The organism is Acidovorax sp. sif0632, from assembly GCF_019218805.1.
GTDB lineage: Bacteria > Pseudomonadota > Gammaproteobacteria > Burkholderiales > Burkholderiaceae_C > Acidovorax > Acidovorax facilis.
This window is the reverse complement of record NZ_JAHUWW010000004.1, coordinates 129,836-142,444: the sequence shown is the minus strand read 5'-3', so window position 1 is coordinate 142,444 and position 12,609 is coordinate 129,836. Positions and strand designations below refer to the sequence as shown.

The following is a 12,609-nucleotide window of genomic DNA, read 5'->3' as shown; positions in this document are numbered from 1 at the left end:
CCCGTTCGCCAACGGACCGGGTGTCTGATTTTAGAGTGGTACCCGCGAAATAGGTTCGGGGGTATCCATGGTATTTACGCTGATTTAGCGCCTTTAGAGGGCCAAGTCAGGCCTTTTTGGACCAGATTGCGGCAAAGAACCCATCCGTTTGGTGCACATGGGGCCACAGGCGCAAATAACCACTGCCCGACTCGCCACCGCTGCACAGAGCCTTGGCCCCCTCCACCTTGAGCTGCTCCAGCAGTTCGCCCGCGTCGAGCAGTTCATAGTCCGGGTGCGATGCGCTGAATGCCTCTGCGATGGCCTCGTTTTCCTGCGGCAGGATGCTGCAGGTGGCATACACCAGACGGCCGCCGGACTTGAGCAGGCGCGCTGCGCTGTCCAGAATGGCGGTCTGTTTGGCCACCAGCTCTTCGATGGCTTTGGGCGACTGGCGCCATTTGAGGTCCGGGTTCCGCCGCAGAGTCCCCAGGCCCGAGCACGGAGCATCGACCAGCACGCGGTCTATCTTGCCCGCCAGCCGCTTGACGCGGTCATCGCGCTCGTGGGCAATGGCGGCGGGGTGCACGTTCGACAGGCCGCTGCGGGCTAGGCGCGGTTTCAGAGCATCCAGACGGTGCGCCGAGACATCAAACGCATACAGGCGCCCGGTGCTGCGCATGCCCGCGCCGATGGCCAGGGTCTTGCCACCTGCACCTGCGCAAAAATCCACCACCATCTCGCCGCGCTTGGCGTCAAGCAGCAGGGCCAGCAACTGCGAGCCTTCATCCTGCACCTCGATGGCACCGCGCGTGAACGCATCCAGCTTGGTCAGCGCAGGCTTGTCGTCAATGCGCAGGCCCCAGGGCGAATACGGCGTTGGGCTGGCCTTGATGCCGGCCTTGGCGAGCTCCTTTTGCACGTCGGCACGCTTGTCTTTGAGGGCATTGACGCGCAAATCCAGCGGGGCGCTCTGCGCCAGGCTTTCCACCAGCGGCCAGAAGCCGTCACCCAACTGGTCCTTGAGGGGCTTCACCAGCCATTCGGGCAGGTTGTGACGGTGGCGCTCCATCAGGTCATCGACCGTGACCGCATCGCACTGATCCAGCCAGTTCTTTTCCTGGTCAGTCAGTGCGCTCTTGAGGAAGTCGCGCGGGCCGTAAAACCCCAGGATGGCCAGACGGCGCTCCTTGGGTCCCGAGCCCGAGGGCGCCATGTGGTCGAACAGGAGCTTCTTGCGCAGCACGGTGTAGACCGTTTCGGCCAGGGTGGCCCGCTCGCGGGGGCCCAGGCCCCGGTTGTCGCGGAAGAATCGTGACACCACCGCGTCGGCGGGGTGTTCAAACGTGAGGGTGAGCCTGACCAATTCGGCACAGGCGTCGAGAAGAACTTTGGGATGCATGCCCCGATTGTCCCACTCTGGTCTGATCAACAGCCAACCACAAGGCTCCTTCAAACGACCCGCATCGATCCGTTCGGTTTGTCAACGCGTGTAGACCGGATCAAACGCATAGCGCTGAATCTCCTTCAGGCTGGGCGATTCACCCGCCCACAGCGCCAGCGCGGGGCCGGGAAGGCTCAGATTGCGCTCCAGGGCGCGGCACAGGTGGTAACGGCTTTCATCGTCCATCCCCGGCAGCTCGACAAAGATCAGGTACGCACGGCGCTGCGGATGCTCGCGCAGGTTCTTGCGCACTAGCCAGCAGCGGGCAAGGGGCGCACAGCGGGCCAGTTCCGATTGCAGCTCGGCCAGTTCGAAGGGACTCAGGTCGTGACGCGTGATCTGGCTGAAGAAGGAGGTGCCCGACAGCTCTTCCCAGGCGCGCTCTTCGGATTCCTGCGCGCGCTCCAGCCGCTTGCGCCACTGTTTGAAGGCCGCCGCATCATGCTCCATGCCCATGCGGGGAGTTTCCAGCTCGGCCAGCGCGGTGCGCGCGGCCCAGTAGCGGTCGTTGCTGCCCGCTTCCCACACCCGGTGGAGCAGCAGAAGCTTGCCGTCGCGATCGTCCTCGGGCAGGCAAGGCACCAGTCCACACAGGGCGGGCGCGTACTCGGGGCTGCGCTCCAGCGCCAGCTCATACAAGGCGCGCACATCGGCACGGGGGTCCAGATGGCGCTTGAGGCGGGCCAGCTCCACCAGCTCAGCCGCACTGTTCTGAGCGATGGAAGCCTGCAGCGCCTGGGCGCGTGCGCGCACACGTTCCAGCCACGCGTGGTGCTGCTTCCACTCCGTAGCGTTGTCGCGGCACCATTGTTTGTCGAAGTGTTTGACCCACCGTTTGGCCTCATCGCCCAGCAGGGTCAAGGCATTGCCACGCGACCAGTCGGGCAGTGTAGGCGTGGCATCCAGCGCTTCGATGCGGTCCCGCAAGCCGGGGTGGGTGTCGTCCACACTGCTCAGGCGCTTGAGCGCCTGGCGCAGTGCGTCGTTGGCAAAAGCGGCATCTGGGGCCTCGGCCAGGAAACGACGCATGCTGCGATAAGGCCCCACCGGCAGCGGATTGCCAGCGGCACCGCACCAGTGGTTGCCCCAGAACTCTGCCTGCAACGCTGCGCCCCGGATCTCGATCTCGGCCAGGGCGGCGGCGGTCACATCACGGCCCAGCAGCTTGCCCGCAATGCGGTCGGCCTCGTATTCGTCCTGGCGGGCCAGCGCAAACGTCTTGGCCGAAAAGCGCGGAAAGTACCAGCGCATGAACGCCTGCGTGGCCGCGGCCACCGGGCCTTCGTCGTCGGCCAGACTGTGGTTCAGGCGCATCCACGACAGGCGTGTGCGATAGATCCAGGCCGCAAACCGGCCATGGTCGCCGCGCAAGTGGCCGTACTCGTGTGCCAGCACGGCGAGAAAACGCGGCCGGTCCAACGCCATCAGCAAAGGCAGCCCGATGCTCAGGTGGTTAACGGCGCCACCCAGCAGGCCGTACTTGGGCAGCTGCTGGATGCTCGCATTGAACTCGTCGTTCAGCGTGACCTTGTGGATGGGCGGGCCCTTGATCTTGCGGCGGATGCGCTCCAGCGCCTCAAAAAGCTCCGGTGCCTCCAGCGCCGTGATCTCCACGCCCTCAGGCGCGTCAAAACGCACCCACAGCGCCCGCAGGCTGACCCACAGCAGGCCCGCAGCCCCCAGCAGCAGCCACACCATGGCAAAGCGAAACTTCCCCTGCAACATCTGCGGCACCACCCACAGCACAATGCCTGCGGCAAGTCCCAGGCACCCCAGCACCCAGGCATAGCCCAGCGCCGCAAACACGGCCACACTGCGGCGGTATGCGCGGCTGTTGTCAGCACTGGCATGCTCGCTCATGCGCACCAGATGCACAAAATCTGCCTGATCCACGGGCTTCCCTCACTCTTGGGTTGTTTTCAACCGCCATCCTAACCACTCACGACCCCACACCCACCACCATGACCGACGACGACCTGCCAGCACTCATTCGCACACCGCCCGGCCTGTACCGCCACTACAAGGGCATGCTCTACGAGGTGATTGATACCGTGCGCCACAGCGAAACGCTGGAGCCCATGACGCTGTACCGCGCGCTCTATGGCCAGCGTGGGCTGTGGGTGCGACCCGCCGCCATGTTTGAAGAGCAGGTGCTCGTTGACGGTGTGATGCGGCCACGGTTTGAGAAATGCGGGGATGAAACCCCAGCGGGCTGAGCCCGGTGGGCTCACGCCGCAGTGCGCGGAAAAATGGCTGCTGCCACCAAACCACCACCCGCAGCATTGCGCAAGACCAGCCTCCCTCCGTGCCGCCGCACGATATCGCTGGCAATGGTGAGCCCCAGCCCGGCCCCGCCACTCTGGCGGTTGCGCGAGGCCTCGACGCGGTAAAACGGCTCCATGACCCGCTCCAGCTCTTCGGCAGGCAAACCGGGGCCATGGTCGCGCACCTCGATGGTCAGCGCATCAACCGCATCGTGCAGCGTGACCTCGGCGCTGCCGCCGTAGCGAATCGCGTTGCCCACCAGGTTATCCAGACAGCGCCGCAGCGCCACGGCCTGCACCCGCAGCGGGGCCGCCTGCCCCGCCACCGTGACCCGATGGCCCATGGCGAGCTGGTCGTCGGCCATGCTGTCCACCAGGGCCTGCACATCCAGCAGCACCCAGGCCTCGGCGCCAGCGACGCCGCGCAGGTAGTCCAGCGTGGAGGTGATCATGGCGTCCATCTCGGCAATGTCGCGGCGAAACAGCTGCTGCGCGCGGCTATCGTCCAGGCATTCGGTGCGCAGGCGCAGCCGGGTCAGCGGCGTGCGCAGGTCATGCGACACCGCCGCCACAAACCGGTCGCGCTCGGCCAACTGCTGGCGGATGCGCGCCTGCATCTGGTTGAACACACGGCTGGCGTCGCGGCATTCCAGCGTGCCGTCCTCGGGCAGCGGGGGCCGGTCGATATCGCGGCCCAACTCTTGCGCCGCCGTGACGAGCCGGTGCATGGGGCGCGACAGCCAGCGTGCCGCCCACCAGGCCACGGCCACCAGCGCCGCCAGCCGCACGCTGATGTCGAGCAGCAGCCCCAGTTGCAGCGACGGCGGGGCATTCCACAAGCCCTGCTCTGGACCCGGCGGCGGCAACGGCAAAGTGTGCCCATCGGCTGCCACCCCGGGGGGCTGCGGGCCAGGCGGGTGCCCGGGGTGCGCGGGGCGCAGTTCAAACATCAAAGTCAGCGCCAGCACATGGCTCACGATGACGGCCACGATAAGCAGCAGAGCGAGCCGGCCAAAAAGGGTGTCAGGCAGCCAGCGCTGCAGCGCCGCAGGCCATCGCGCAACCATCAATGCGGCCATCCCACCTGCCCCTGCAGCGACTGCACGTTGAACACGTAACCAGCGCCCCGCACAGTGCGGATCATCGAGGGCGAGCGCGGGTCGTCCGAGAGCTTGCTGCGCAGGCGCGAGACCAGCAGATCGATGCTGCGCTCGAATGCGTCCATGGCCCGGCCTCGCGCCTGCTCCATGAGCTGGTCGCGGCTGAAAACGCGGCGCGGCATGCGCAAGAAGGTGCAGAGCAGGCGAAATTCGGCGTTGGACAGCGGCACCACCACACCCTGTGGGGATACCAGGTGCCGCTCGATGCTGTGCAGGGTCCAGCCATCAAAGCGCACCAGCCCGTCAGGCTCCTGGGGGGCCGGGGCACTCTCGCCGCGCGTGCGGCGCAGCACGGTCTGGATGCGTGCCACCAGCTCGCGCGGCTCGAAGGGTTTGCCCATGTAGTCGTCGGCCCCCATCTCCAGCCCCAGCACGCAGTCGTAGGGGTTTGCGCGGGCGGTGAGCATGATGATCGGCACCCGGGAGCGTTCACGCAGCTCCCGCGCCAGGGTGATGCCGTCGGTGCCGGGCAGCATCACATCCAGCACCACCAGGCCGATGGGGTGCGCGAGCATCTGCGCGCGCATCGACGCCGCATCACACGCCGCGTGGGCGGCGTGGCCAAAGCGGGCGAGGTATTCGGTGAGCAGTGTGGTGATCTCCACATCGTCGTCCACCACCAAGATGTGTTGCATGGGCTCTGTCGTGCAAAAGAACACCCAAGTTTAGGCAGCTACAAACCACCGCTGGCCACGATCTGGCGGGCATTTCCGCCATTGTTCGGTCCTTGTGGACGCCCTTTGTATCGACCTTGGTACAAAGCAGACAAACCCCGGAGACACGCACAACCAAGAATGGTTACGGGCCATGGCTGAGGGCTTCCGTTTTGGGGGACCAGGCACCGACCCACCCTTGGAGCGAAAGGAACGACGATGACGACCATCAGTAGCGTCAGCAGTGCCTGGTCCAGTGCAAGTGTGCAGCGGGCATCACGCCCGGCGCCCACGCCGGAGCGGCTGCTGTCCAAAATCGATACCGACGGCAACGGCGGCGTGAGTGACACCGAACTGCAGGGCCTTCTGGACGATGTGGCCCAAAAAACCGGCGTCAGCAGCCAGACCAGCGCTGCAGACCTGGTCAAGCGGTACGACAGCAATGGGGACGGCAACCTCAACGCCGACGAGCTGGGCAAGACGATGCAAAGCGTGTTGCCCCCGCCACCGTCCACCATGGCTTTTGCCCAGTCGCGGGGCGACAGCGACACCGCCACCGGCCAGGCGGGCGACGACCTCTTTGGCAAGGTGGACAGCGACGGCGATGGCGCCGTGAGCAAGACCGAGCTGCAGGCCCTGCTGGAGGCGATGTCGGGCGGCACGGCGAGCCAAGCGGGCGTCAGCAGTGACGACGTGTTCAGCCAACTGGATGCAGACGGCGACGGCAGCCTGACCCAAGCCGAATTCGACGCGGGCCGCCCTTCCGGCGCGGCGGGTGAAGCAGGCGGCGGCATGCAGGCCATGGGCGGCATTCCACCGCCACCCGGAGGCCCAGGTGGTGCAAGTGCTTCCGCCGACAGCACCACCACCTACGACGCCCTGGACACCAACGAGGATGGTGAGGTCTCGCTGACAGAACGGCTGGCTGGCAGCACCAGCAGCGTGGAGCAGGACGCGATCACCGCGCTGTTCAACGCCATCGACACCGATGGCGACGCCAGCATCAGCGCCAGCGAATCCAGGACTTTCATCGACCAGTTGACCAGCCAGCTCCAGCAGCCCCCCAGCCAGGCATCGACATCGGACACCAGCCAACGCAACGACCTGGCGCGACTGGCCGACTTTGCCCGGCAGCAGTACGCGCTGGCCGCCAATGACTGGAACACCGCATCGTCCAACACCAGCAACCTGAGCGCGCTGGCCTGACGCGGCCGGGGAGACACGCGCAGCCCCTGGAAGGGGGCGGACGGAGCCCCTTCCAGCCCCTTGGCACGCGCAGTGCGATTCGCCCGTCAGTTGACGAGCTGCGCGCGCCAGTGGGTTTCAGGCAAAAAACAGGCCTCTGCGCGCGGCCATATTGCCTTTAAAGCTATTGTTTTTATAGCATTCGCGTCACAAGGGCACTACAGCGCCTGCACCAGCGCCCGCACGGCGCGGGGGTAGATCACATGCTCCTGGGTCAGCACCCGGGCCGCCAACGTCTCGGCCGTATCGCCGGGGAGCACGGGCACCACCGCCTGCTCCAGGATGGGGCCCACATCCAGCTCGGCCGTCACCTGGTGCACCGTGACGCCCGCAAACTTGCAGCCTGCATCGATAGCGCGCTGGTGCGTGTGCAGCCCGGTAAAGGCGGGCAGCAGCGAGGGGTGGATATTGATGAGCCGCCCCGCGTAGTGCGCCACAAACCCCGGGGTGAGGATGCGCATGAAGCCGGCCAGCACCACCAGGGCGGGTTGGTGGCGGTCAATGGTGGCGGCCAATTCAGTGTCAAACGCTTCGCGGCTGGCAAAGGCCTTGTGGTCCAGCGCCTCGGCGGCGATGCCCTGCTCCCGCGCAAACACCAGCCCGGCGGCATCGGGCTTGTTGCTGATGACGGCCGCGACGCGGGCGCCGTAGCGCTGCTCCCAGTGCTCCTGTTGTGCGGTACGCACGATGGTGGCCATGTTGGAGCCGCCGCCAGAGATCAGAATGACGATGTTCTTCATAAATTGCCATGGATTATCTAGGAGGCTGTCGAGCATGGGGTTGGCTCTGCGCCACCGCCTGGGGGTGCCAGGCAAGGCGCGGGTGAGGCCGTGTGGCCCAGCCACACAACGAACCCGCAACGCAGCATGGCGGCCCCAGGCGGCGGCCCGAAGGGTTGTGCGACAGAGCACGCAGGCGGCGTTGCCCATGCTCGCTGCACAGCCAGTGCAGCTTGCGCTGGGCGCCTAGCCTGCATACTCTGTCGCACAACGCAGCGCCAACCCCAAGCCCGACAGCCTCCTCATGCCCTTCGATCCCGCCACCCGCCCCCTCACCCCCCACGAAGCCCGCGTGCTCGCCACGCTGATGGAGAAGGCCCGCACCGTGCCCGACAGCTACCCCATGTCGCTCAATGGCTTGGTCACCGGCTGCAACCAAAAAACCAGCCGCGACCCGGTCATGAACCTGAGTGACGCCGAGGCGCAGGAAGCGCTGGATTCGCTCAAGCTGCTGACCCTGGCGTTTGAGAGCAGCGGCAACCGCACCACGCGGTGGGAACACAACTTTCAGCGCGGCGTGGGCGTGCCCGAGCAGTCGGCCGTGCTGCTCGGCCTGCTCATGCTGCGCGGCCCGCAGACGGCGGGTGAACTGCGCATCAACGCCGAGCGCTGGTACCGTTTTGCCGACATTTCCTCGGTCGAGGCATTTCTGGACGAACTCCAGGAGCGCAGCGCCGAAAAGGGCGGCCCGCTGGTCGTGCAGTTGCCCCGCGCGCCGGGTGCCCGCGAGCAGCGTTGGGCGCATCTGATGTGTGGCCCTGTTGACACCAGCGCCGGTGTGTCAGCCCCCAGCAGTGGCGGCGGTGGCAGCACCGGCACGTCTGCCGCACTGCAAGCGCGGGTGGACGCACTGGAGACAGAGGTGGCCAACCTGCGCACCACGGTGCAGCGGCTGTGTTCTGAACTGGGCATTTCCCCAGACTCCGCGCCGATGTCGCCACCCGGACAGGACTAAAACGAACGACCGTGCTACAAATGCGGATCACTTGGAGACAAACCGATGGATCTCGCATTCACCCCCGAAGAACAGGCGTTCCGCGAAGAAATTCGCGCCTGGGTTCAAGCTAATCTACCGAAAGAAATTTCGCACAAGGTCCACAACGCCCTGCGCCTGACCCGCGACGATCTGCAGGGCTGGGCCAAGATCCTGGGCAAGAAAGGCTGGCTGGGCTTCGGCTGGCCCAAGGAGTTTGGCGGCCCCGGCTGGACGGCCGTGCAAAAGCACCTGTTCGAAGAAGAATGCGCCCTGGCCGGTGCGCCCCGTATCGTGCCGTTTGGCCCGGTGATGGTGGCCCCGGTGATCATGGCGTTTGGCAACGCCGAGCAGCAAAAGCGCTTTTTGCCTGGCATCGCCAGCGGCGAAGTCTGGTGGAGCCAGGGCTACAGCGAACCCGGATCGGGTTCTGACCTGGCCAGCGTCAAGACCCGCGCCGAGCGCGTGGGCGACAAATACATCGTCAACGGCCAAAAGACCTGGACCACCCTGGGCCAGCATGGCGACTGGATGTTCAACCTGGTACGCACCAGCACCGAGGGCAAGCCCCAGACCGGCATCTCCTTCCTGCTGCTCGACATGAAGTCCAAGGGCGTCACCGTGCGCCCCATCAAGCTGCTGGACGGCGAATGCGAGGTGAACGAAGTGTTCTTCGACAACGTCGAAGTGCCTGCCGAAAACCTGATCGGCGAAGAGAACAAGGGCTGGACCTACGCCAAACACCTGCTGAGCCACGAGCGCACCAACATCGCCGACGTGAACCGCAGCAAGCGCGAGCTGGAGCGCTTGAAGCGCATCGCCAAGACCGAAGGCGTGTGGGATGACCTGCGCTTCCGCGACCAGATCGCACTGCTCGAAGTGGACATCGTCGCGCTGGAAATGCTGGTGCTGCGCGTGCTGTCGGCCGAGAAGTCGGGCAAGAACTCGCTCGACATCGCGGGTCTGCTCAAGATCAAGGGCAGCGAGATCCAGCAGCGCTACGCCGAGCTGATGATGCTGGCCGCAGGCCCCTTTGCCATGCCCTTCATCGAAGAGGCCATGGAAGCTGGCTGGCAGGGCAACTTCCCCGGCGGCGTCACTGCCAACGCGCCGCTGGCGTCCACCTACTTCAACCTGCGCAAAACCACCATCTACGGTGGCAGCAATGAAGTTCAACGCAACATCGTCGCGCAGACGGTTCTGGGCTAAGGAGACAAGAACATGGATTTCGATTTTTCTGACGACCAGGAGCAACTGCGCGACGCCGTGCGCAAGTGGGTGGACAAGGGCTACACGTTCGAGCGCCGCCGCGCCGCCGTGGCTGCCGGTGGTTTTGACCGCGCCGCCTGGGGCGAACTGGCCGAGCTGGGCCTGACCGCCCTCACCGTGCCCGAAGCGCACGACGGCATGGGCCAGGGCGCCATTGATGCGATGGTCGTGGCCGAAGAACTGGGCCGCGGCATTGTGCTGGAGCCGATTGCCCAAGCCTTCATTGCCAGCAGCGTGCTGTCGCACTACGCACCGGCCGACGTACAAGGCGCCTGGCTGCCCCGCGTGGCCAGCGGCGAAGCCCTGGTGGTGCTGGCCCAGCAGGAGCGCAAGGCGCGCTACCGCCTGGACGTTTGCGATGCAAAAGCGGCCAAAGCGCAATCAGGATATGCGGTAACAGCTATCAAAAGCGTAGTGCTCGCTGGCGACAAGGCCGACGCCTTCATCGTGCCTGCGCAACTCGACGGCAAGATCGCCCTCTTCCTGATCGAGCGCACGGCTAGCGGCGTGACCACGCAAGGCTACGTCACGCAAGACGGCAGCCGCGCCGCCGAGGTGCAGCTGGCCAACGCGCCTGCCACGCTCATCACCACCGACGGCCTGGCCGCGCTGGAACTGGCCGTGGACACCGGCATTGCCGCCGCCTGCGCCGAAGCCGTGGGCGTGATGGACAAGACCGTGGCCATCACGGTCGAATACATGAACCAGCGCAAGCAGTTTGGCGTGTTCATTGCCAGCTTCCAGGCGCTGCGCCACCGCGTGGCCGACATGAAGATGCAGCTGGAGCTGGCCCGCTCGATGAGCTACTACGCCAGCCTGAAGCTGGGCGCCCCCGCCGCCGAACGCCGTGCCGCCATGGCCCGCGCCAAGGTGCAGCTGGGCCAGTCGATGCGCTTTGTCGGCCAGCAAGCGGTGCAACTGCATGGTGGCATTGGCGTGACGGACGAATACATCGTGAGCCACTACTTCAAGAAGCTCACGCAGCTGGAAGTGACTTTTGGCGACACGCTGCACCATCTGGGCGAACTGTCCGCCCGCATGCAAGACACGGCGGGCGTGTTTGCCTGATGTGAACTGACGCAGGCGCGTAACACCCGCAAACGATGCTCGTGGATTCCCCAGCCCACGGGCATTTTTTCTTTTTGGAGACTCCCCCATGAATCACGCATTCCTGTTGCCACGCCGATCCCTCTTGCTGGCAGCCGCTGCGGCCGCCGGTCTGGCGCTGGCAGGCTGCGCCACCCAGAGCCCCAGCCTGGCAGAAGCACCGCCCATCGTCTTTGTGCATGGCAACGGCGACACCGCCGCGCTGTGGCAGACCACCGTCTGGCGGTTTGAGTCCAACGGCTGGCCCCGCGAGCGACTGCACGCCATCGACGTGCCTTACCCCCTGTCGCGCGATGAGGACGCCAAGCCCCAGCCGGGCCGCACCTCGGCAGCAGAGCACATGGCCTACCTCAAGGCCGAAGTGGACAAGGTGCTCAAAGCCACAGGCGCCCGCCAGGTCGTGCTGGTCGGCAACTCGCGCGGCGGCAATGCCATCCGCAACTACATCTACAACGGGGGCGGCGACAAGACGGTGAGCCACGCGATCCTAGGCGGCACACCCAACCACGGCGTGTGGGCGATACCGGGGTTCCGAGAAGGCAACGAGTTCTCGGGCACGGGCCCTTTCCTCAAAGCCCTGAATGCTCCCAAGAACGCGGCGGGCGACGAGGTGAGCGGCCCCGTGAAATGGATGACGATCCGCTCGGACAACAACGACAAGTTCGCCCAGCCCGACGGCCTGTGGATAGGCCAGAAAGGCAAGCCCACCTACGTGACCGCCGCAGGCCCCGAACTCAAGGGCGCCACCAACGTGGTGATTCCGCGCATCGACCACCGCGAGACGTCGTACTCCCCCGCTGCGTTTGAAGCCACCTACCGCTTCATCACCGGTAAGGCACCACAGGTCACCACCATTGCGGCTGAAAAGCAGGTGGTGCTCAACGGCAAGGTCACCGGCCTGGGCGTGGACCCGGCCGACCCCAAAACCGGCAACTTCAGCAACAACCTGCCTCTGGCGGGCGCGCAGCTGGAGGTGTATGCCACCGACCTCGCCACGGGCGCCCGCACGGGCAATGCCTTGCTGCGCAAAACCTTGGGTGCGGATGGCCAATGGGGACCGCTGACGGTGCCCAACGGCTCGCCCGTCGAGTTCGTGATCAGCGCACCCGGCTATGCCACCACCCACATCTACCGCAGCGGCTTTCCACGCAGCAGCAACCTCATCCACCTGCGCGCAGAACGCATGGCCGATGCCGACAAAAGCGCCGAGAGCGTGGTGACACTGACCCGTCCGCGCGGCTACCTGGACCCGGCGCGCGACAAGATGCTGCTGGATGGTGCAGTGCCTGCGGGCGTGCCCGCTGGCGCTGGCGTGGCATCTGCCAAGGTCAAGCCCGCGGGGGGCGTGCGCAGTATTGCGGGTGAATTCAATGGCGAACGCGTGGTGGGACAGACCTGGCCCGCTGCCAGCGGCCATCTGGTGTTCCTGGAACTGACTTACTAAAGGAATAGGCGCTGCACCGTGTCTTTGCACCGTGTAGCACGCCCCCAAGAGCGGTCAAGACGGCCCCGATGGCTAGGCGCTCCGTCGCAGACAGTACGAAGGACCTGTCAACCCTCTTTTCGGGGTCGCGAAGGCCCTTGCGGGCGTGCCAATCTAGGCGCGCGACGCAGCGTGCGCTCTTGCGCAAGTAAGGAGCGGAACGACGAGTGGCGCGCCCGCAGGGGCCTTCCCTTCGGGTTGCCCGGCCTGGGGGCCGTCTGCGGCGTTGCCCGCGCTTGCAAGGTGCCTACCT

General features: G+C 65.7%; 11 protein-coding genes. 6 read left to right on the top strand and 5 right to left on the bottom strand.

Annotated elements, in window-relative coordinates; translation table 11 throughout:
* Positions 1-106: 106 nt before the first annotated feature.
* Together KW832_RS14325 and KW832_RS14320 are read right to left on the bottom strand one after the other, a co-directional pair.
* Positions 107-1,381 carry an RsmB/NOP family class I SAM-dependent RNA methyltransferase gene (locus KW832_RS14325; protein ID WP_218300472.1) on the bottom strand — a complete coding sequence of 425 codons (1,275 nt, stop codon included), beginning with the start codon at positions 1,379-1,381 and terminating at the stop codon, positions 107-109.
* An 81-nt stretch (positions 1,382-1,462) separates the two neighbouring features.
* A complete protein-coding gene (locus KW832_RS14320; protein WP_218300471.1) occupies positions 1,463-3,316 on the bottom strand; it encodes a M48 family metallopeptidase in 1,854 nt (617 codons plus the stop codon).
* Between the two features lie 68 nt (positions 3,317-3,384).
* Between KW832_RS14320 and KW832_RS14315 the strand changes: the two genes are divergently transcribed.
* The gene (locus KW832_RS14315) at positions 3,385-3,639 is read left to right on the top strand and encodes a DUF1653 domain-containing protein (RefSeq protein ID WP_121420860.1); all 255 of its coding nucleotides are present in this window, start codon (positions 3,385-3,387) and stop codon (positions 3,637-3,639) included.
* 11 nt (positions 3,640-3,650) lie between these two features.
* On the opposite strand, the gene KW832_RS14310 is transcribed toward KW832_RS14315, so the two are convergent.
* Positions 3,651-4,766: an ATP-binding protein gene (locus KW832_RS14310; protein WP_218300470.1), complete on the bottom strand. Its 1,116-nt coding sequence runs from the start codon at positions 4,764-4,766 to the stop codon at positions 3,651-3,653.
* Positions 4,754-5,482 carry a response regulator gene (locus KW832_RS14305; RefSeq protein WP_121420862.1) on the bottom strand — a complete coding sequence of 243 codons (729 nt, stop codon included), beginning with the start codon at positions 5,480-5,482 and terminating at the stop codon, positions 4,754-4,756. The genes KW832_RS14310 and KW832_RS14305 overlap by 13 nt, the downstream gene beginning before the upstream one ends.
* Positions 5,483-5,719: 237 nt before the next feature.
* Between KW832_RS14305 and xopAW the strand changes: the two genes are divergently transcribed.
* Entirely contained in the window at positions 5,720-6,706 is a 987-nt protein-coding gene (gene xopAW, locus KW832_RS14300; RefSeq protein ID WP_218300469.1) for a XopAW family type III secretion system calcium-binding effector, read from the top strand.
* Between the two features lie 197 nt (positions 6,707-6,903).
* Here the strand turns inward: xopAW and purN are convergent, their stop codons facing one another.
* The gene (gene purN / locus KW832_RS14295) at positions 6,904-7,485 is read right to left on the bottom strand and encodes a phosphoribosylglycinamide formyltransferase (RefSeq protein WP_218300468.1); all 582 of its coding nucleotides are present in this window, start codon (positions 7,483-7,485) and stop codon (positions 6,904-6,906) included.
* Positions 7,486-7,768: 283 nt separating this feature from the next.
* On the opposite strand from purN, the gene KW832_RS14290 reads away from it, so the two are divergent.
* From KW832_RS14290 to KW832_RS14275, 4 genes are all read left to right on the top strand, one after another.
* Entirely contained in the window at positions 7,769-8,479 is a 711-nt protein-coding gene (locus KW832_RS14290; protein ID WP_218300467.1) for a YceH family protein, read from the top strand.
* A 45-nt stretch (positions 8,480-8,524) separates the two neighbouring features.
* Positions 8,525-9,706, top strand: coding sequence for an acyl-CoA dehydrogenase family protein (locus KW832_RS14285; RefSeq protein ID WP_008905006.1), 1,182 nt, complete (start codon positions 8,525-8,527; stop codon positions 9,704-9,706).
* A 12-nt stretch (positions 9,707-9,718) separates the two neighbouring features.
* Positions 9,719-10,834: an acyl-CoA dehydrogenase family protein gene (locus KW832_RS14280; RefSeq protein WP_218300466.1), complete on the top strand. Its 1,116-nt coding sequence runs from the start codon at positions 9,719-9,721 to the stop codon at positions 10,832-10,834.
* A gap of 88 nt (positions 10,835-10,922) precedes the next feature.
* Positions 10,923-12,317, top strand: a complete 1,395-nt coding sequence (locus tag KW832_RS14275) for an alpha/beta fold hydrolase (protein WP_218300465.1) — start codon at positions 10,923-10,925, stop codon at positions 12,315-12,317.
* Positions 12,318-12,609 lie beyond the last annotated feature (292 nt).